Here is a 20,309-nt window from a genome sequence, read left to right as displayed (position 1 = left end):
GGGTTCACCGGTTCGTGCGTCATGACCACCATTCCCCTTCGAACACGAACGCCGTCGGCCCGGACATCGCGACTTCGGCGTCGTCGTCGGGCCAGGCGATGCGCAGCGTGCCGCCGGGAAGTTCCACCGCGATGTCGCGATCCACGCGGCCGCGACGCATCAGCACCACCGCCGCGGCGCAGGCGCCGCTGCCGCAGGCGAGGGTTTCGCCGACGCCGCGTTCGTACACGCGCAGGCGGATGCGATCGCGCGCGACCACCTGGGCGAAGCCCGCGTTCACCGATTCCGGGAAGGCGGCGTGGCGCTGCAGCACGGGACCGAAGTTGGCGACCGGCGCGGCGTCGACATCGTCGACTTCGATCACCGCATGCGGATTGCCCATCGACACCGCGCCCACCGCGAGCGTCTCGCCGCCGAAGGTCAGCGCGTACTCGCTCTGCGGTGCGTCGAAGCCGAGCAGCGGGATGCGCGCCGGCGCGAAGATCGGGCGGCCCATGGCGATGCGGTAGTGATGCAGATCCAGCACATCGACGGCATGGGTGCCGGCGGGGCTGTCGAGTTCGAAATGGTCGGCGAGGCAGCGTTCGGGATCGAGCGCGACGCTGTCGCGCAGCATCCACGCGGCGACGCAGCGCGCGCCGTTGCCGCATTGCTGCGAGGACGAGCCGTCGGCGTTCCAGATGCGGTACGAGGCCGCGGCGCCGATGCTGCGCGGTGGTTCGATGGTGAGAATCTGATCGCAGCCAATGCCGGTGCGACGATCGGCCAGCGCGCGACACAGCGCGGGATCCAGCGGCGCGGCGTCGTGCCGGCGGTCCAGCACGACGAAGTCGTTGCCGGCGCCGTGCATCTTGGTGAAGCGCAGCGCGTGCATCGCTCAGCGCGGGGGTTTTGCGGCGGGATCTTCGGCCGCGGGCGGCTTCGCGGCGGGTTCCGCCGGCGGCGCGGGCGCGGGAGTCTCGGGCGCAGGGACAGTGGCGTCGGCGGGCACGTCGTCGGCCAGCACCAGCGGGCCCTTGTTGCCGCAACCGGAGAGGGCCAGCGCGAGGGCGCCGGCGACGATGGCCACGATCAGGAAGCGGGGGCGTCGGTTCATGCGCGCAGTGTAGAGCGTGCGATCCCCTTTTTCATGCGCCGCGCGGCGCGCAGGCCGAAGCGGTGGCCGGCGGCGGGTGCGCCGGGGCCTCGCGGACGGGCGTCAGTGGCGCGGTTCCGGGCGACACCACAGCCAGGTCGCGACCACGGTCATGATCGCGGTGCCGATGGCGGCCATCCACCACTGCGGCGCGGTGAAAAACATGATCACGGCGCACAGGCTCATGGTGCCGGTGGCCAGCCATTTCGAGCGCCGGCTCACCGCACCCTGGGTCTGCCAGTCGACGATCATCGGCCCGAAGCGGCGGTGCGCCAGCAACCGGGCGTGCAGCCGCTGCGAACCGCGCGCGGCGGCGAAGGCGGAGAGCAGGACGAACGGGACCGTCGGCAGGCCCGGAACGACGATGCCGACGATGCCCAGCCCGAGGCTGGCGTAGGCGAGCAGCCACCACAGCCAGCGGAAGCGGGTGGGCGGCAGCGGCGACGTCATGTCGGGCAGCGCCCGTCCGCGTGCGGACGGGCGCACGGTCTCATTCGGCGGACCGGCTCTCGGACGTATTGCCGTCTGCGGACTTGCCCGCGGTCACGCCGAGCTGGTCGAGCAGGAAGGCGTACATCTCGGCCTGTTCGCGATAGCGGCGGAACCGGCCGGACTTGCCGCCGTGGCCCGCATCCATGTTCGTGCGGAACACCACCGGCTGCTTCGAGGTGTTGAGATCGCGCAGGCGGGCGACGTACTTCGCCGGCTCCCAGTACTGCACCTGCGAATCCCACAGGCCGGTGCCGACGAACATCGCCGGATAGGCCTGCTTCGAGAGGTTGTCGTACGGCGAGTAGGTCAGCATGTAGTCGTAGGCATCCTTCTTTTCCGGATTGCCCCACTCGTCGTATTCGTTGGTGGTCAGCGGAATGCTCGGGTCGAGCATCGTGGTGACCACGTCGACGAACGGCACCTGCGACAGGATCACGCGATAGCGGTCCGGCGCCATGTTCGAGATCGCGCCCATCAGCAGGCCGCCGGCGCTGCCGCCATAGGCGGCGACGCGATCCTTCGCGGCATAGCCTTCGCGCACCAGGAAATCGGTGACGTCGATGAAGTCGGTGAAGGTGTTCTTCTTGCGGAACAGCTTGCCGTCGTCGTACCACTTGCGGCCCATTTCCTGGCCGCCGCGGATGTGGGCGATGGCGTAGACCATGCCGCGATCGAGCAGGCTGACGTTGGTCAGGCTGAAGCCCGGGTCGGTGGAACTGCCGTAACTGCCGTAGGCGTACTGCAGCAGCGCGGCCTTGCCGTTGCGCTCGAAGCCCTTGCGGTAGACCAGCGACACCGGGATCTTCGTGCCGTCGCGCGCGGTGGCCCAGACGCGTTCGCTGGCGTACTTCGTGGCGTCGTAGCCGATCACCGGCTGCTGCTTGAGCATCCGGCGTTCGCCGGTGGCGGTGTTCAGTTCGTAGGTGGTGGCCGGCGTGATCATCGAGGTGTAGCTGTAGCGCAGCCACGGGGTGTCGGCTTCGGCGTTCGTCGACAGGCCCATGGAATAGGCCGGATCGTCGGCCTTCACGTACTCCTCGCCGCCGTCGGCGCGGATCAGGCGGATGCGCTCGAGACCGTTGGAACGCTCCTCGACCGCGGTGAAGCCGTCGAACAGCTCGAAGCCCTGCAGGAACACGTCGTCGCGGTGGGCGATCCATTCCTTCCACTGCGCGCGCGACGTGGCGTCGCTGGGCGCAGTCATCAGTTTGTAGTTCGCGGCCGGCTTGCCGTCGGCGCCCGGCGCGTTGGTGAGGATCACCCAGCGGCCGTCGAGATGCTCGGCGTCGTACTCCACGTCGCGCTGGCGCGGCGCCAGCACGGTGAAGGTCTCGGGCTTCGCGGCCGGCGCGCAGCGCATTTCGCTGGAGACCGTGCTTTCCACGCCGATGCAGATGTACTTGTCGTCGCGGGTGCGGCTGATGCCCATGTAGAAGCTGTCGTCCTCTTCCTCGTAGACCAGGACGTCGGTGCTGACCGGCGTGCCCAGCACGTGCTTCTTCACCCGCACCGTCAGCAGGGTCTCGGGGTCGTTCTCGACGTAGAACAGGGTCTTGTCGTCGTCGGCCCAGACCAGGTTCGCGGAGACGCCCTTGATCTCGTCGGGGTACAGCTCGCCGGTCTCGAGGTTCCTGAAGCGCACGGTGTACTGGCGGCGGCCGCTGGTGTCCTCGGCGTAGGCCATCAGCCTGTTGTTCTGGCTGATCGCGTAATCGCCGACGCTGTAGTAATCCTTGCCCTTGGCCAGCACGTTCAGATCGAGCAGGACTTCATCGGCCTTGCCCTGGCTGCCGTCGGCGGCGGCCCTGGCGCGGATGTACACCGGATAGTCCTGGCCCGCCTTGAAGCGGCTGAAGTACCAGTAGCCGCGTTCGCGGTACGGCACCGAATCGTCGTCCTGCTTGATGCGGCCGACGATCTCGTCGTAGAGCGTTTCCTGCAGCGGCTTGAGCGGCGCCATCACCGCATCGGCGTAGGCGTTCTCGGCGTTGAGATAGCCCAGCATCGCCGGGTCCTTGCGGGTGTCGTCGCGCAGCCAGTAGTACTCGTCGTTGCGCACCGCGCCGTGCGGGGCCTTGACCGCATGGGGCTTTTTCGCGGCATCGGGAGGCGTGGGCAGATCGGCGGCGAGCGAGGTCAGCGGCAGGGTCATGAGCATCAGTAAGTGAAATTTTCGTGAAAACATGAGGGCGACGAATCCGGAGTCCGATGGCCAAGCATGACAGATCCGCGCCGCCGGGCGCCGTGGCGGTGGTCATGGTGGCCGTGCGCCGACCCGCGTTTCGTTGTGAAGAACGATGCTTGCGCGACGCCGCCGCCGCGCACGCGACGACAGGCACGACGACAGGCACGGCAACAAGGAGGTTGGCATGGCATCGCAGTCCCTTCAGCGGAGCGAAGCGTTCGGTCGGCGCGTGTTGCGCCTGCTCGAATCGCTCCGCGGCCCCGGCGACCTCGTTCCGGATCGCCTGCAGGCGATCCTTGGCACGCCGGTCGCGACCGATCCGTCCGATCCCGGTACCTACGGCATCGGCGAAGCCGTCGATCCGCGCTGGATCCTCAATCTCGTCACCGTGCCCGATCCGCGCGGCGGTGCGCCGACGCGGATCGTCTTTTCCTGCGACGACCAGACCGGCCGCTACGACGATCTGTCCGACGTCTGCGCGCTGGATCTGGAGGCCTGGTCCGCGGCGCTGATCGCGGCCGGTTACACGGCGCGCCCGAACCTCGGGCCGCGCGACGCGTTCTACGGCGTGCTGTTCGAACGCGGCGACGTGTCCATCGAAGCGATCGTCCGCGCCGTGCGTCCGGACCAACCGCAGCGGCTGTGCGTGAGCATGCTGGTCATCGATACGGAGGCGCGCCATGCAGCGGTCGCCTGACGTCATCGGCGGCGAGCAGCCGCAACCGCAGGATGCGGCGCCGCACGAGCCGGTGCCCGACGCGCCCGCACCGCCGCCCGGCCCGCCACCCGGACCGTTGCCCGATGCGCCCATCGGCGCACCCGTGCCAGGCCCACCCATACCCGATCCGCCCGTGCCCGATCCGCCCGCACCGCCGCTGGCGGTGGTGCCGGAAGCGCCCGCACCGCCACCGCCGCGGCCGACATTGACCGACCTGCTCGATGCCTACGAGGCCGCGCAGCCGGCGGATCCCGCCCATGGCCGCGCCGCGCTGGAGCACGCGATCGAGGCCTCGCCGGTGCTGAAGACGAAGCTGCAGGAGGCCATCGCCGCCGGCCATCTCGACAGTTTCAGGTTCGTCGCCGCCGACGACGGCGCCGGCGGCTCGTACAGCCCCGGCGAAAAATCGATGAACCTCAACGCTGGTTCGTTCCGCAACGAGCCGAATCTGGTGTTCGTGCTCGGCCACGAAACCCAGCACGCGCTCAGCCTGCAGGGCCAGGCCCCGGCCTACGACACCGCGCTCACCGCGGCGATCGGATTGCGGGCCGACAACAACAACGCGCCCACCAGTCGCGCGGCGCCGCGCGATTACACCGACGTGGTGCGCGACGTGGTCGAAGGCACCCGCCGCGAGGAAGCGCAGGCGCATATCGGCGGCTTCAACGCGCTCGCGTCCTACGTCCGCCACGAGCGCCATCTGGACCGCGCGCCGACCGTCCGCGAGATGTACGACACCGCCCCCGGCCGAATGTCGGACTTCATCAACGTCACCGGGCTGATCTGGAAGGACTACACCATGAAGCCCGGCCTCGTCCGCGAAGCGGACGGGAGCATGGCGCTGTCCGACGGCAACATCGATCGCATGAAGGTGTACTACGCGGACAAGTTCCCCGGCACGTTCGGCCCGAACGGTCTGATGGATTACCGCAACCAGGCGATCTTCAACGCCTGGAAGGAGATCCACACCGCCGAAACCGGCTACGGCCAGCACCGCTCGATCCTCGCCGCCAGCGCGGCGACCGGGCCGGACGGGCAACTGGCGCCCGACTACGCGCCGGTCCAGCACGCCTACAAGATCGACTTCGCGGCGCTCGGCGCCAGCCCGGCGATCCTGAAATTCCCGGCCGGCGGCATCGTCGACGTCGTCGATACGAATTACGCCGTCGCCACGCGCCTGCAATCCGGCGCACCGATGGAGGACCCGGAGATCCAGGCGCTGCGCGCGGCGGTGGACCCGACCCTGACCGCGGCGGTGGCGCGCCCCGACGCGATGCGGGCGCTGGGCCGCCGCAATGCGATCGATTTGCCCGCCGACATCGAGGCACCGGCGCCGGAACCCGCATTGCTGCAGCAGTCGAGAAAAGCGCTGGAAGCCTTGGGGCCCAACGGCGGGCTGGGCGATCCGAAGGCGTTCGAGAACGCCGCGGCCGCCCTCGCGGCGCAGGCGCAGACCAGCGGCCTGACCGCGATCGACCATGTGGTGAAAAGCACCGGCGGCGAACGCCTGATCGCGGTGCAGGGCCAGGACCCGTCGGCCGCGGACGCGCGCCTCGCGGCGGTGGAGGTCGCGCAGGCGGTCAGGCAGCCGGCCGAACAGAGCCTGCAGGCGCTGCAGGGCGCGCAGACGCCGGCGCAGACCCCGACCGTGGATCCGCCGCAGCCGGGCAAGGGCATGTCGATGTGAGCGCGGGCCCGTCGGGCGCGATCGCCCGATGGCGCCGGCGGCCGGTCCGGCCGGTCGTTGACCGGTCGCGTCGGCGGATGCACTCTCGGCCGCGGACGCGCCGCAGCGTCGCCGCATTCACGCCCCCAGGGAAGACCATGAATCCAGACACGCCCCTCGCACGCAGCCGCGCCTTCAGTGCGCGCATCCTGCATCTGCTCGACGGCCTGCGGACCGTCGACGACATCGGCCCGGCGCAGGTCGGCCGAGCCTTCGGTCGCGATGTCGAATTCGATCGCGAGGACGCGCGCGTCTTCGGTTTCGGCGAACCCATCGACGCGCGCTGGATCGGCAACGTCATCGCGCTGCGCGACCCCGAGCGCGGCGGAGAACCCAATCGGCTGCTGATCGCCTTCGACGACCAGCAGGGCGCCCACGACGACTGGTCCGCGGTCTGCGGCATGGAATTCGGCGAGTTCGCCGATGCGCTCGGCGCTGCGGGTTACACCTCGACGCCGATCCTCGGCCCGCGCGACGCATTCTCCGGCTTCCGCTTCCGCCGCGGCCCGTTCGCGGTCGACGTGCAGCTGCGCGCCGAAAGCGCCGCGCATCCGGATCGCCTGTGCGTCGCCCGCGTGCTGATCGACAGCGTGGAGGCCCGCCATGCCCACGCTTGACGCCGCCCTCGCCGCCTACGAAGACAGCATCGCCGACCGCCGCGAGCGCAATCTCTACGGTCGCGCCACGCTCGAAGCGGTGGTGGTGCAATCGCCGGTGCTGCGCGACAACCTGTCGCGCGCCTTCGACGCCGGCTACATCGACCGGTTCACTCTCGACGCCGCGCAGCTGGACGGCGCCGGCGGCTCGTACAACAGCCGCACCCAGACGCTCGACGTCACCAAGGCGTCGTACGACAACGCCGCGGCGCTGGTGTTCGTGCTCGGCCACGAAACCCAGCACGCGCTCAGCCTCAAGGGCCAGGAACAGCCGTACGCCGAACGCCTGAAACAGGACATCGCCGCGATCCAGGCGCCGTACGTGCCGGCGAAGGCCGATCCCGACGATCCGGACCGCGCGGCGCAACCCTCGCCGCATGGCGCCCCGCGCGACTACACGCCCGCGGTGGCCCGCTACGTCGAAGGCGTGCGCGCCGAGGAAGCGCAGGCGCACATCGGCGGCTTCAACGCGCTGTGCTCGTACGTGTCGCGCAAGAACGGCGGCGGCGTGCCCACCGAGCGCGCGTTGTACGAAGCCCTCCCCGGGCGCATGGACGATTTCATCGAACGCCGCGGCAGCGCGCCGAACCTGACCTATCAGCTGAAGGCGGGGCTCACCCGCGCCGCCGACGGCACCCTGGCGTTCTCGCCGGAGAACGTGGAAGCGATGAAGCACCACTACGCCGACAAGTTCCCCGGTTCGTTCGGCGACAACGGCCTGCTCGACTACCGTCACCAGTCGATCATCACCGCCTGGAAGCTGGTGCAGGATTCGGAGAAGGACATCACCCGCGCCGCCAGCATGGACCACCAGCGCGATTTCTATACCCGGCGCACGCCGGACTACGTGCCGGTGGACAACGCCTACAGGATCGATTTCGCGTCCCTGGGCGCGAACCCCGGGGTGATGCGCTTCCCGCCGGACGGCGTGCTGCGCACGGTGGACACGTTCGCGCGCAACAAGGCGCTCGACGACGCCCACGCCGCCCCGAACGATCCGCGCCGCGCGCAGGTCGACGCCAGCGTGGACCTCACCGCCGACGCGGTGCGCGGCCGCGATCAGGCCACCCGTCTGCTGCGCGAGCAGGGCGTCTTGCCGAGCAGCGCAAGCCAGCGCGTGTCCGCCTTCGCGCAGTCGGTCTTCGGCAGCCGCGATCCCGACGATCCCAACCCGAACGTCGCGCGCGTGCCGGTGCCACCGGCGCAGCCGCAGGTACACGAACCCGCGCTGATGACCCAGGCGCGCGCGGCGCTGGCGGGCGTGAGCGGCGCCGGCGATCTCGGCGACCGCGTGCGCTTCGAGAACGTGGCCGCGGCGCTGGCGCTGCAGGCGCAGCGGGACGGTCTGCAGCAGATCGACAGCATCGTGCCCAGCCAGCCGGCGGGCCGGATGATCGCCGTGCAGGGGCAGGATCCGGGCGCGCCCGAATCGCGCCATGCCGCCGTCGATCTGGCGCAGGCGGCGGCGCGACCCGCGCAGGACAGCCTGCACGACCTGCATCAGGCGCAGCAGCCACCGGTGCTGCAGCCGCCGGTGGTGGCCGTCCAGCAGGGCCAGGGACAGGACCCGGCGCAGGGCCAGGCCCAGGACCCGCCGCCGCAGGGCGCGGTCAAGCCGCACACGCTCTAGGCGGCGCGGCCGCCCGCATACGGCGCGTCGTCTGTCCGCGACGCGTCGGCCTTGCCGTTCTGGATGGCACCAGGACGGCCGAAGGGGGCGCGCGTGGCTCGATACGATCCGGAAGAATCCGCACGCAGGCTCGATGCGATGCTCGACGCCTACGAGCATCCCGCCTTCAGCGTGTCCTTGCCGCGCGAGCAGGACACCTACCTGCGGCATGCCATCGAATCCTCGCCCGAACTCCGGCAGAACCTGCTCACCGCCATCGGCGAAGGCTTGCTGGAACGCTTCGACCAGAGCACCTCGCCCGGTGCGGGCGCGAGCTACAGCCCGACCACACGGGCGATGTCGATTCCCAACCCGGACGCCGGCCATCCGATGGAGCTGGTCTTCACCCTGGGACACGAAACGCAGCACGCGCTGGACGCGCACGACGCCACCCACCTCAAGGGGACGTTCCTGCCGGCGGTCGATGCGATCAGCCGCAGCGCGGACCGTCCGCACGATTACACCGACGCGCTGCGAGGCCTGATCGAAGCCTCACGCGAAAGCGAAGCGCGCGCGGAGATCGGCGGCTTCAACGCGGTGATTTCGGCGATGCGAAAGGCGGGGATGACGGTCGAGGCCGCCGACCTCGCGCGGACGATGCCCACCTGGTCGGAGGATTTCCTGACGCCGCGCCCCGGCGATCCGCAGGGCTACGCCTGGCGCGGCCTCGCGCGCAACGCAGACGGCACCCTGCCGTTCTCGGACGCGAACGTGGACGCGATGAAGGTCAATTACGCCGACGCCCTGCCCGGCACGTTCGGCGCCAACGGCCTGCTGGACTATCGGCACCAGGCGCTCCTCAACGGACTCGAAGTCATCCAGAGCGCCGAGAAGCTGCGATACGCGGAGGGCCTGCATGGGCAGGACGCACCGACGGCGCCGGACGCGATGGCATTGCGATCGTCCGGCGGCGACACCGTCGCCGGCATCCCGATGACCGACGCCCCGAAACTGGCGCCGCCCGAGGCGGCGGTCGTGACCCACTACCGCGTCGATTTCGACGCGCTCGGCGCGAATCGCGCGCTGCTCAATGTCCCGGCCGACGGGATGGTCGCGGTGAAGGATCCGGCGGTCTTCGGCTTCCCGCCCTTCCAGCACGACCATCCCGACTTCGTGGTCGAACGCGCGCAGGCGCTGCGCAATCTCGGACTGCCGCCGGACCGTGAACGGCCGCAGTGGGTCGGCCCGCCGGCCCCGCCGCCGGTTCCGGTGCCGGAAACGCTGCCGGAGCATCCGCTGTACCGGCAGGCGAGCGACGGCCTGACGCGGCTGGGACCGGTCGCCGCCCTGTCCGGGCCCGACCGGCACGCCGATGCCGCGGCCGCGATCGCGCTCAGCGCCGCGGAACAGGGCATGACGCGCATCGACCACGTGCTGTCGAGCCGCGACGGCAACGGCCTGATCATGGTCCAGGGCGAGGACCCGGCCGCACCCCACGCCAGGCGCGCGCGGGTGGAGATCGCGGATCTGGCGCCGGCCGAGCAGAGCCTCGAACGGCTGGCTGCGCAGCGGCAAACGGTGGCATTCGAGCCGGAGCGGTCGTTCGAGCGTCAGCAGGACGAGACGCGCGCGCAGGGCGCGCCGGCGATCGCACCGCGGTCGCTCTGAAGCGCCGGATCAGGTCGTTCTGGCGCCGATGGCGAGCGCCGAGCCGCCCTGCGACTGGGACTGCGATTGCGAGGCCTGTTCCTGGGTCTGCGCCATCGCCCGCGCCTCCACCAGCGCCTGCGCGCGATCCAGGTTTTCTTCCGCCGGCTGCTGCCGTGCCTGGGCCACATCGGTGTGGACGTTGAACATCGGCTCGCGGCCCAGGCCGTAGGGCGCGTACGCGACGATGGCGTTGCCGTTGTGCACGCCGACGTAGTCGACCTGCTTCATCAGCGGATTCGCGGCCATTTCCCGATAGGCCGAGGCGCTGACGTTGTCCAGCGCGCGGGCGTCTGCGAGGCTGCCGGCCAGGCCTTCGCGGATGCGCGCGTAATCGGCGTGGCCGGGATGCCCCGGGGTGCGCGGGTCGTACTGCGCGTGGCCATCGTCGACCGGCGCGGGGCTGGGCCCGGGGGTTGGCACGGGCGACAGTTCCAGAAATTCGTACTTGCCGTCGCGCTTGATCGACGGCTCGTCCAGCACCGGATACCCGTGCGTGCGCAATTCCTCGATCCGCTTCGTGTCGACCATGCGGTTGTCGATGCCGGGCTCCATGACGCCACTGAATTCGTGGACATGGACGCCCATGACTTCGCCCAGGGTGCGATAGGTCGAGTTGCTGTTGACCGTCTCGGCGAACGTCTTGAAGCCGTAGCTCGGATAGTCGCGATCGAGCGCGTTCAGCGGCACGGTGGCGGCGACCGCGGCGTTCCAGCGCGCCATCACCTCCTCCTTGTCGGAAGTCAGCACCGTCCGGCTGTCCTGCCCGGCGACGATGTAGCCGCCCATGCTCTGCTTCGCACCGAGGCTTTGCGCGTAATCGGCATCGAGCGGGAAATGGCGGACGCGCAGGGAATGCAGTTGCTCGTCGGTGCCGATCGGCACGGTCTTGCCAGTTTCGCGGTCGGTCGCGAGCCCGTGCAGCTCCGCGAGCGCCTTGCCGTCCTGGTCGCGCAGCACCCAGAAGTTGTGGCTGTAGGGTCCAGGCAGATCCAGCGACCTGGCTTCGATCGAATAGTCCGGCATGCGTGCGACTCAGTATTGGAAAAGCGCCGATCGGTGCGGGCGCGCTATCGGGACGACAGGCAGACGGACATCTTCGACTTGAACCGGGTCATCGCTTCTTCGACGCCGAGATCGATGAAATAGGCGCCCGCGCCCTTGAGCCCGACCTGCGCCTGGCCGCTGCCGGAGACGAAACGAAGCCTGATCCGGAACCCCGATTCGTTCTCCTTGCCGTAATTCGAGGTTTCCAGCACACCGGCCTCGACATCCCTGCGGGTGACCCGCGGATCCCACCGGTCGTCGGTGTCCGCCAACGCCTGCACGGTGGTCTCCGCGCACGAGAACAGCGCCTCGGTCGAGGTCGCGGAGGGGACCTCGATCGCCGAGGACGTCTGCGGCGCTTTCATCGGTGTATTGCTCATCACGCACCCCGTGAGCGAGAACAGAAAAGCCAGTCCGAACATCGATGCAATCGGCCGTGCCGTCGACATGAGGGATCTCCTGCGGCGCGGGCTCAGCCCGCGATCAGACGCACCCGCGCGAAATTGCGCTTGCCGACCTGCAGCACGCCCTCGAAACCCGGAGCGAACGTCGTGGTCGGATCTTCCACGACCTGGCCATCGACCTTCACCGCGCGTTCCTTGAGCTTGCGGCTGGCCTCGCCGTTGCTGGCGGTGATGCCCGCGGCGGTGAACAGCGCGGCGATGCGGATGCCTTCGGCCGGCACGGTCACCTCCTGCAGCGGCAGCAGCGACGTATCGCCTTGGCCGGTGACCGCGGCGTGCCAGCCGGCGATCGCGGTCTCGGCCGCGGCGGCGTCGTGGAAACGCGCGGCGAGCTCGCGCGCGAGGCGCAGCTTCACGTCGCGCGGATTCAACTGCCCGCCCTCGATGTCGGCCTTCAGCCGCGCGGCTTCGGCGATGGAGATTTCGAAGCTCAGCAGATCGATCCAGCGCCACATCAACGCGTCGCCGATCTTCATGGTCTTGTTGACGATGTCGATCGCCGGCTCGGCGATGCCGATGTAGTTGCCCAGCGACTTCGACATCTTGTTCACGCCGTCCAGGCCTTCCAGCAGCGGCATGGTCAGCACGATCTGCGGCGGCTGGCCGTGGTGCTCCTGCAGGCCGCGGCCCATCAGCAGGTTGAACTTCTGGTCGGTGCCGCCCAGTTCCACGTCGGCCTTCAGCGCCACCGAGTCGTAGCCCTGCACCAGCGGGTAGAGGAATTCGTGGATCGCGATCGACTGCTGCGCCGCGTAGCGCTTGGCGAAGTCGTCGCGTTCCAGCATGCGCGCGACCGTGTGCTGGCCGGCGAGCCGGATCATGTCGGCCGCGCTCATCCGGCCGAACCATTCGCTGTTGAAGCGCACTTCGGTGCGGTCCCTGTCCAGCACCTTGAACACCTGCTCGGCGTAGGTTTCGGCGTTGGCCAGCACGTCCTCGCGGGTCAGCGGCTTGCGGGTGACGTTCTTGCCGGTGGGGTCGCCGATCATCCCGGTGAAGTCGCCGATCAGGAAAATCACCTGATGCCCGAGGTCCTGGAACTGGCGCATCTTGTTCAGCAGGACGGTGTGGCCGATGTGCAGATCCGGCGCGGTCGGGTCGAAGCCGGCCTTGATCCGCAGCGGGCGGCCCAGCCGCAGGCGGGCTTCCAGTTCCTCGCGCTTGAGGATTTCGTCGGCGCCGCGGGCAAGGGTCTCGATGACGGCAGGGTCGACGGCGGAATTCGGGGCTTCGGTGGACATGGGCGGGCTGAACGGTGAGCCGGTAGGCAATGAGGGACGCAAGCGCGAACCCGTCGGCAGAACCGGGCCCGGCGCATGAACGGGGCGTTAAAGTCTAGTTAAACCGAAAAGTCGAAAAAAACCAAGCCGGTCAAGGATTTGACGCACTCTTTTCGACTAACTTATGTTACCGCTTTGGCTGTCCCGACAGGGGAATCCGTTTCATGACGACGCCGTCGAGCCGCACCCTGCGCAACCGTTTGATCCGTCTGCGCAATCTGCGTCTGGCCAAGGAACAGGTCGACCGCCAGACCGAGCCCGGACAGGGCCCCTCCGCCGGCTTCAACGGCCGCTGGACCCGCCGCCAATGGGCGCAGGCCAGCCTGGTCGCGACCATGGTCGCGCTGCTCGGCGCGATCGTGCCCGGCTTCGCCACCGTGCTGCAGCCGCCCTCCGCCATTCCCACCCAGACGCTCTCGCTGAAGCTGCCGCCGCTGTCGCGCGCGCGCCTGCAGGGCAGCCTGGGCGACAGCTGGCATGCGGTGACCGTGCGCCGCGGCGCCTCGCTGAAGCACATGTTCACCAGCCTCGGCATTCCCGAGGCCGACCTCAAGCGGGTGCTGGCGCATCCGGGCGTGAAGGCCGAGATCGGCCAGATCACGCCCAAGACCCAGCTGTCGGTGGATCTGCCGGTCAACGGCAAGCTGCGCGCGATCCGCTACCTGCGCAGCGACGGCCAGCGCGTGCAGCTCGACCTCACCGGCGACGAGATCGAGGAAACCCTGATCCGCCGCGACGTCGACGTGCGCACCGTGGTCCTCAGCGGCAAGGTCGGCAGCTCGCTGTTCCGTTCGGCGCGCAAACTCGGGCTCAGCGGCGCCCATCTCGACCAGCTGACCGACGAAATCTTCAAGTACGACGTCGACTTCGATTCCGATCTCGACGCCGACGACCACTTCAGCGTGGTCGTCGACCAGATGTGGGTGGACGGCGAACTGCAGCGCACCGGCGCGGTGCTCGCTGCGGCGGTGACGATCGACGGCAAGCTGCACACCGGCTTCCGCCACACCCGCAACGGCCGGCCCGAATACTTCACCGCCGACGGCCGGCCGCTGAAGAAGGCCTTCATCCGCATGCCGATTCCCTACGCCAGGCTGTCGTCGAGCTTCGGCACGCGCCGCCATCCGGTGCTGGGCCGGACCCGCATGCACAAGGGCGTGGACTATGCCGCGGCGACCGGCACGCCGATCCAGGCCGCCGGCGACGCGGTGGTGAAGGTGGTCGGCTGGCAGGGCGGCTACGGCCGCGCGGTCATCCTCGATCACGGCCGCGGTTACACCACGCTGTACGGCCACATGTCGCGCTTCGGCAATATCCGTCCGGGTCAGCGCATCGCCCAGGGCACGGTGATCGGCTACGTCGGCAGCACCGGCATGTCCACCGGGCCGCATCTGCACTACGAATTCCGCGTCAACGGCGTGCACCGCAATCCGCTGTCGATGACGATGCCGCCGCCGGAGCCGCTGCGCGGCGCCGAGCTGGCCAGCTTCCGCACCGAGACCCAGCGCGCGATGGCCAAGATCCGCACGGTCGAGAACATCGTCTTCCCCGGCGCCATGGAGAGCGCGCAGCAGCGCCTCGCCGCCGCGCTCGGCGCGAAGCCGGCGCAGAAGCCGAAGAACAAGGGCTGACCCGCGGCCCGGTCTTCGCAGGCAGTACCCGGACGGCGCCTCACGGCGCCGTCCGCGCATCCGGGGTCCGGAATTCGCGGGTGCTTGCGTCGATGATCGGACGATAATCCAGCGATGATCCGGCGATAATCCGGCGATGACCGCCTTCGACGACGCGCTGTACCTCGGCATGATCTCCGGCACCAGCGCCGACGGGATCGATGTCGCCATCGCCCGCTTCCACGACGCGCCCACGCCGCAGGCCGGGCTGGTGTTCGGGCGAACCTATCCCTGGGACCCGGATCTGCGCGCACGGCTGGTGGCGCTGGGACAGCATGCCCAGGCGATGACCCTGGACGAGATCGGCGAACTCGATGCGCGCATCGGCGCCGCGTTCGCCACGGCCGCCGAGACCGCGATCCGCGACAGCGGCGTCGACCGCGCGGCCATCGCCGCGATCGGTTCGCACGGCCAGACCCTGCGCCACCGCCCGCACGGGCCGTATCCCTTCACCCTGCAGCTGGGCGACCCGACCCGGATCGCCGAGACCACCGGCGTGCGCACGGTCGCCGATTTCCGCCGCCGCGACCTCGCCGCCGGCGGCCATGCCGCCCCGCTGCTGCCGGCGCTGCACGCCGCGCTGCTGTCCTCGCCGGACGAGGATCGCGCGGTGCTGAATCTCGGCGGCATCGCCAATCTCACCCTGCTGCCGCGCGATGGCGGCCCGGTGCGCGGCTTCGATACCGGCCCCGCGAACGGCCTGATGGATGCCTGGTGCCTGCGCCACACCGGCGCGGGCTACGACCGCGGCGGCGCGTTCGCGGCCGGCGGCCAGGTCGACGCCGCGCTGCTGGCGCGCCTGCTGGACGAGCCGTGGTTCGCGATGCCGCCGCCGAAATCCTCCGGTCGCGACCAGTTCCACCTCGCCTGGGTCGAGGCGCGGCTGCAGGGCGATCCCACGCCTGCCGATGTCCAGGCCACGCTGCTGGCGCTGAGCGTGCGCACCGTCGTCGACGCCCTGCGCGCCACGCTGCCCGGCGCCGCGCGCGTGATCGCCTGCGGCGGCGGCGTGCACAACCCGGTGCTGATGCGGGCGCTCGCGGACGCGCTGCCGGGCGTCGCGGTCGAGTCCACCGCCGCGCACGGCATCGACCCGGACATGGTCGAAGCCCTCGGCTTCGCCTGGCTGGCGCGGCAGACCCTGCTCGGCCGTCCCGGCAACCTGCCCAGCGTCACCGGCGCGGCCGGGCCGCGGGTGCTGGGGGCGATCTATCCGGCGTAGCGGCGAGTCGGCCCACGCGGAACCCGGAACATCGCGACGATCGCATCGCGTCCACGACCGACGAAACACCCATGCGGCGGTAGAGCGGCCTTCAGGCCGCTGCTGCTTCGTACCGCAAGAGCAGCGGCCTGAAGGCCGCTCTACCGAAATATCCGCAATCCATTTCAGCCGGCACGACGCATCACTCGTGGCTGCCGAGCTTCGAGCCCACCGGCACGTTCTGCAGGAAACGCTCCAGTTCGTTCGGATCGAACTCGGTCGGCGACGATGGCGCCTCGGGCGCGGTCGACGCGCCGGCGACGCGACCGATGAGCGAGAAACCCGGATCGTTCGGCACGGTCTCCAGCGCCGCGATCACCGACTGCAGGACGTCCGACTCCTTCGAATCGAAACGCAGCGCGCCGCCCTCGCTGGCGTAGAGCCCGCGTTCGATCAGATGCAGGATGGTCTGATGCATCGTCCAGCCGTTCGCCTCCGAAACCCTGCGGATGCGCTCGGCCATCATCGGATCGATATCGCGGAGGACGAGGTCGGTCATGGCGATCGCGCCGCCATCACGCCGGCGCGGCGGCCGCAGGGGCCGGCGGCTTGCGCATCACCAGCAGCAGGCACAGCAGCAGCGCGGGAATGCCGGCGAGGGCCGTGCCGAGGAAGAACAGCGCGTAGGCTTCGAGCAGCGTGCGCCCGACCTCCAACTGTTCCACCACGACCCCGGAAAAGCCTTTCAGCACCTTGCCCAGCAGCGCATAGAACGAGCTGAGCAGCGCGTACTGCGTGGCCGTGTAACCGACGCTGGTGAGACTGGACATGTAGGCCACCAGCGCGGTGCCCGCGAATCCCGAGGAGACGTTGTCGATGACCATCGCGATCGCGAAGTTGGTCATGGTCGGATCCTGGTACGCCAGCCACGCGAACGCGGCATTGGAACCCGGGCCGACGATCGCGCCCGCCAGCAGGGTGGGAATCAGGCCGAAGCGCACCGCGGACAGCCCGCCCGCGGCGATCCCGATCAGCGACGCGATCAATCCCACGGTCGCGCGCACCTCGCCCACCAGCTCCTTGGTCACCCCGAGATCCTTGTAGAACGGGTTGGCCATCGGCCCCATCACGAAGTCCGGCAGGCGATACAGGCTGATCGCCAGCAGCATCAGCAGCGCCCATTTGCCGTGGGTGCGGAAGAACGACACGAACGGACCGACGACGGCATCGAAGAAACCGCGCGCGGTCCACAGAGTCGTGGCCGCATGCTCCGTTGTCGGATGTCCCGTCGTCGGATCAGCCGCCGCGCGCTTGCCGACCGGTTCGCGCGCGAGGAACACCGCCAGCATGCCGATGCCCATCAGCAGCGCCATCACCCAGTACGACAGCGACCAGCCGATGTGGGCGGCCAGGATCAGGATCAGCGCATCGGTGACCAGCAGCGCGGTGCGATAGCCCAGCTGCGAACCGGCGCTCAGCAGGCCGAGTTCTTCGCCGTTGTCCGAAATCTCGATGCGCCAGGCGTCGACCACGATGTCCTGGGTGGCCGACGCGAACGCCGCGATCAGCGCCATCACGCCGAACACCACCAGACCGCCTTCCGGCTGGATCACCGCCATGCCGATCAGGCCGGCGGCCACCACCAGCTGCGACGCCAGGATCCAGCCGCGCCGATGTCCGAGCCGACCGAGCAGCGGCACGTTGGTCTTGTCGATGATCGGCGCCCACACGAACTTCAGGGTGTAGGCCAGCCCCACCCAGGAGAGGAAACCGATCGCGGACAGTTCGCTGCCGCCATCGCGCATCCAGTAACCCATCGTGTTGCCGACCAGATACAGCGGCAACCCCGAGGAGAAGCCGAGCATCAGCATCGCCAGCACCTTGCGCTGGCGCAGCGCGCGCAGCACGTCGCGCCAGCCGTAGGCCGCTTTCGGCGAAGTCGTCGCGCTCATCGGCGGTCGGTCCCGAGGTCGTAATCGACGACATAGGGCGCGTGATCGGAGAACCGCGGATCGCGGTGGATCGCGCAGGCCTTGACCTTGTCGCGCAGCGACGGCGTGATGAACTGGTAGTCGATGCGCCAGCCCACGTCGTTGGCGCGGGCGGCGCCCCGCTGCGACCACCAGGTGTAGTCGGTGCCTTCCGGTTTCAGCACCCGGTAGCTGTCGAGCCAGCCGCGGTCCGGCGCGGCGGTGCCGTCGCCGCAGGCGTCGGCGATCTGCGCGTTGAGCCAAGCGCGCTCTTCGGGCAGGCAGCCGGAATTCTTCTGGTTCGAGGTCCAGTTCTTGATGTCGTTGCGGGCGCGGACGATGTTCCAGTCGCCGCACAGCACGTAATCGCGTCCGCTGCGCAGCCATTCGTCGAGGATCGGCTTGAGCCACCGCATCACTTCGAACTTGAAGTCCTGGCGCAATTCGCCCGAGGAACCGGACGGGATGTAGAACGAGACGACGCTGAGATTGCCGTAGCGCGCTTCGATGTAGCGGCCCTCGTCGTCGAACGGCGCCCAGCCCAGCGAAGTGCGGACCTCGTCCGGCGGCCGGCGGCTGTAGATGCCGACGCCGCTGTAGCCCTTCTTGGTGATCGCGTCCTTGAAGAACGCGCGGTAGCCGGTGGGCAACAGTTCCGGGGCACCGAGCTGGTGTTCCTGCGCCTTGGTCTCCTGCACGCAGAGCACGTCGGCGTCCTGCGCGCGGAACCAGTCGAAGAATCCCTTGGTGGCCGCGGAGCGCAGGCCGTTGGCGTTGAAACTGATGATGCGCATGAAAACCCGGTGGGAGCCGCACAGCGACGGGATCGGGCAAGAGTAACGGATTCGCCGTCGGATCGACGGGCGCCCCGGCGGCGGCCATCCGCGCACGGCCCGGGCCGTTGCGGCGGTCACGCAGGATTTATCATCTGCCCATCCGCCCGCCTGCGACCGCCCGTGACCGACCACCGCACCCGATTCCTCCAGCTGGCCCTGCGCGCGGAAGCGCTGCGCTTCGGCGAATTCACCCTGAAATCGGGTCGGCTGAGCCCCTATTTCTTCAACGCCGGGCGCTTCGATTCCGGCGCCGCGCTCGCCGGACTGGCCGGCTGTTACGCCGATGCGGTCGACACCGCCGGCCTCGACTTCGACCTGTTGTTCGGCCCGGCCTACAAGGGCATTCCGCTGGCGACCGCGCTGGCCTGCGAATACGCCCGCCGCGGCCGCGATCTGCCGCTGGCCTTCAACCGCAAGGAAGCCAAGACCCACGGCGAGGGCGGCACCCTGATCGGTGCGCCGCTGGCCGGGAAGCGGGTGCTGATCGTGGACGACGTGATCACCGCCGGCACTGCGATCCGCGAGGCCCTGGGGTTGATCCGGGACGGCGGCGGCACCCCGGCCGGCATCGTGATCGCGCTGGACCGTCAGGAGGTGCCGCCGGACGGCCCGGCGCTGTCGGCCGCCGAGGCGGTGACGGCGGAATCCGGCATTCCCGTGATCGCGGTCGCAGGACTGGACGATCTGCTTGCATTCGCGGGTGAAAGCGCCGAACTTCTCGACCAGCGCACGCGTCTGCTGGCCTATCGGGCCCGCTACGGTCGTCGCGCCGACCAGATCGATGCGCCCACCGGGGGGACGGCGACATGACCGCCACGCACTGCCATCGCCGTCGCCATGCCGAACGCCGCTCCGCACGGGCGCTGGCCGCGTTCGCCCTGGCGGTGTGCGTGTTGCTTCCGGCTGGCGCCTCCGCGCAGCAGGCCAAACCGAAGAAGCTCTACTGCTGGGACGAAGGCGGCAAGCGGGTATGCAGCGATGCCCTGCCGGCTTCGGCCGTGGGCCGCCAGCGCACCGAATTCGATCCCAGGACCGGCACTGCCGTGAACCACGTCGGCCGCGAACTGACCGCCGAAGAGCGGGTGCGCGCCGCCGCCGAGGACGAAGCGCGCAAGGCCGAGGAAGCGAAGGCGCGTCGCGAGATGGCGATGGTGGTGTCCTACCAGACCGAGAAGGATCTGGAGAACGCCTTCCGCAATCGCTTCGAGCTGATCGAGGAATCGCTCAAGGGCTCGGCGCTGGCGCTGGTGAATCTGCACAAGAGCCTGATCAGCCTGTTGCGCCAGGCCAACGAACTCGAGCTGCAGTCCAAGCCGGTGGGCAAGGCGCTGCGCGACAAGATCCGCAACCAGCACGCCGAACTGCAGGCGCTGCGCGCGCTGAAGCAGCGGCAGGAAGTCGAGCGCCAGGCGCTCGACGCCGAATTCAAGCAGGCGCTGTCGCGTTACCGCACGCTCAAGGGCCAGACCGATGGCACCGCGACGGGGGCCGCGACGCCGGCGCCCGCGACCGGCGGCTGATTCGGCGCCCCCCGCATCGTCGCTCCATCCCGCCGCGCACCGGGTGCGGCGGTGGAAGCGGCCCGGATCGGCCGGCCGCGATCAGCCGGCCCC

The 20,309-nt window shown here is 69.5% G+C and carries 18 protein-coding genes and 1 pseudogene; 9 read left to right on the top strand and 10 right to left on the bottom strand.

Annotation, left to right across the window (positions count from 1 at the left end; translation table 11 throughout):
- Positions 1–19: 19 nt before the first annotated feature.
- The 4 genes from dapF to ABD974_RS07880 form a co-directional block, all read right to left on the bottom strand.
- Entirely contained in the window at positions 20–874 is an 855-nt protein-coding gene (dapF, locus tag ABD974_RS07895) for a diaminopimelate epimerase (RefSeq protein ID WP_345302752.1), read from the bottom strand.
- 3 nt (positions 875–877) lie between these two features.
- On the bottom strand, positions 878–1,096 hold the full coding sequence (lptM, locus tag ABD974_RS07890) for an LPS translocon maturation chaperone LptM (protein WP_345302751.1): 219 nt from the start codon (positions 1,094–1,096) through the stop codon (positions 878–880).
- Between the two features lie 102 nt (positions 1,097–1,198).
- Positions 1,199–1,585 (bottom strand): YbaN family protein, encoded by a 387-nt coding sequence (locus tag ABD974_RS07885; RefSeq protein WP_345302800.1) that lies wholly within the window; start codon positions 1,583–1,585, stop codon positions 1,199–1,201.
- Between the two features lie 40 nt (positions 1,586–1,625).
- On the bottom strand, positions 1,626–3,779 hold the full coding sequence (locus tag ABD974_RS07880; protein WP_345302750.1) for a S9 family peptidase: 2,154 nt from the start codon (positions 3,777–3,779) through the stop codon (positions 1,626–1,628).
- 217 nt (positions 3,780–3,996) lie between these two features.
- Here ABD974_RS07880 and ABD974_RS07875 point away from each other — a divergent pair, with 217 nt between their 5' ends.
- From ABD974_RS07875 to ABD974_RS07855, 5 genes are all read left to right on the top strand, one after another.
- Positions 3,997–4,509: a hypothetical protein gene (locus tag ABD974_RS07875; protein WP_345302749.1), complete on the top strand. Its 513-nt coding sequence runs from the start codon at positions 3,997–3,999 to the stop codon at positions 4,507–4,509.
- Positions 4,510–4,663: 154 nt separating this feature from the next.
- Positions 4,664–6,217: an XVIPCD domain-containing protein gene (locus ABD974_RS07870; protein ID WP_345302748.1), complete on the top strand. Its 1,554-nt coding sequence runs from the start codon at positions 4,664–4,666 to the stop codon at positions 6,215–6,217.
- Between the two features lie 137 nt (positions 6,218–6,354).
- Positions 6,355–6,873, top strand: coding sequence for a hypothetical protein (locus ABD974_RS07865; protein ID WP_345302747.1), 519 nt, complete (start codon positions 6,355–6,357; stop codon positions 6,871–6,873).
- Positions 6,860–8,542 (top strand): XVIPCD domain-containing protein, encoded by a 1,683-nt coding sequence (locus ABD974_RS07860; protein WP_345302746.1) that lies wholly within the window; start codon positions 6,860–6,862, stop codon positions 8,540–8,542. Before ABD974_RS07865 ends, ABD974_RS07860 begins: the two co-directional genes overlap by 14 nt.
- Positions 8,543–8,635: 93 nt before the next feature.
- On the top strand, positions 8,636–10,189 hold the full coding sequence (locus ABD974_RS07855; RefSeq protein ID WP_345302745.1) for an XVIPCD domain-containing protein: 1,554 nt from the start codon (positions 8,636–8,638) through the stop codon (positions 10,187–10,189).
- A gap of 9 nt (positions 10,190–10,198) precedes the next feature.
- Here the strand turns inward: ABD974_RS07855 and ABD974_RS07850 are convergent, their stop codons facing one another.
- From ABD974_RS07850 to tyrS, 3 genes are all read right to left on the bottom strand, one after another.
- Entirely contained in the window at positions 10,199–11,254 is a 1,056-nt protein-coding gene (locus tag ABD974_RS07850) for an XVIPCD domain-containing protein (protein ID WP_345302744.1), read from the bottom strand.
- A gap of 44 nt (positions 11,255–11,298) precedes the next feature.
- The gene (locus ABD974_RS07845; RefSeq protein WP_345302743.1) at positions 11,299–11,655 is read right to left on the bottom strand and encodes a hypothetical protein; all 357 of its coding nucleotides are present in this window, start codon (positions 11,653–11,655) and stop codon (positions 11,299–11,301) included.
- Positions 11,656–11,747: 92 nt separating this feature from the next.
- Complete coding sequence (tyrS, locus tag ABD974_RS07840; RefSeq protein WP_345302742.1) at positions 11,748–12,980, bottom strand: tyrosine--tRNA ligase; 1,233 nt, start codon at positions 12,978–12,980, stop codon at positions 11,748–11,750.
- Between the two features lie 203 nt (positions 12,981–13,183).
- Between tyrS and ABD974_RS07835 the strand changes: the two genes are divergently transcribed.
- Together ABD974_RS07835 and ABD974_RS07830 are read left to right on the top strand one after the other, a co-directional pair.
- The gene (locus ABD974_RS07835) at positions 13,184–14,650 is read left to right on the top strand and encodes a M23 family metallopeptidase (RefSeq protein WP_345302741.1); all 1,467 of its coding nucleotides are present in this window, start codon (positions 13,184–13,186) and stop codon (positions 14,648–14,650) included.
- 136 nt (positions 14,651–14,786) lie between these two features.
- Positions 14,787–15,911 (top strand): anhydro-N-acetylmuramic acid kinase, encoded by a 1,125-nt coding sequence (locus ABD974_RS07830; protein ID WP_345302740.1) that lies wholly within the window; start codon positions 14,787–14,789, stop codon positions 15,909–15,911.
- Between the two features lie 322 nt (positions 15,912–16,233).
- Here ABD974_RS07830 and ABD974_RS19510 read toward each other — a convergent pair.
- The 3 genes and pseudogenes from ABD974_RS19510 to ABD974_RS07815 form a co-directional block, all read right to left on the bottom strand.
- Positions 16,234–16,449 (bottom strand): annotated as a pseudogene (locus ABD974_RS19510) (hypothetical protein); the annotation flags it as partial.
- 16 nt (positions 16,450–16,465) lie between these two features.
- The gene (locus ABD974_RS07820; protein WP_345302739.1) at positions 16,466–17,842 is read right to left on the bottom strand and encodes an AmpG family muropeptide MFS transporter; all 1,377 of its coding nucleotides are present in this window, start codon (positions 17,840–17,842) and stop codon (positions 16,466–16,468) included.
- Positions 17,839–18,654, bottom strand: coding sequence for an exodeoxyribonuclease III (locus tag ABD974_RS07815; RefSeq protein WP_345302738.1), 816 nt, complete (start codon positions 18,652–18,654; stop codon positions 17,839–17,841). The genes ABD974_RS07820 and ABD974_RS07815 overlap by 4 nt, the downstream gene beginning before the upstream one ends.
- A gap of 162 nt (positions 18,655–18,816) precedes the next feature.
- Between ABD974_RS07815 and pyrE the strand changes: the two genes are divergently transcribed.
- Positions 18,817–19,506: an orotate phosphoribosyltransferase gene (gene pyrE, locus ABD974_RS07810; RefSeq protein WP_345302737.1), complete on the top strand. Its 690-nt coding sequence runs from the start codon at positions 18,817–18,819 to the stop codon at positions 19,504–19,506.
- Positions 19,503–20,216, top strand: a complete 714-nt coding sequence (locus ABD974_RS07805; RefSeq protein WP_345302736.1) for a hypothetical protein — start codon at positions 19,503–19,505, stop codon at positions 20,214–20,216. The genes pyrE and ABD974_RS07805 overlap by 4 nt, the downstream gene beginning before the upstream one ends.
- Positions 20,217–20,309 lie beyond the last annotated feature (93 nt).

Source organism: Lysobacter hankyongensis (genome assembly GCF_039543145.1).
GTDB classification, from domain to species: Bacteria; Pseudomonadota; Gammaproteobacteria; order Xanthomonadales; family Xanthomonadaceae; genus Lysobacter_I; species Lysobacter_I hankyongensis.
This window is presented reverse-complemented; position numbering and strand designations above follow the sequence as displayed.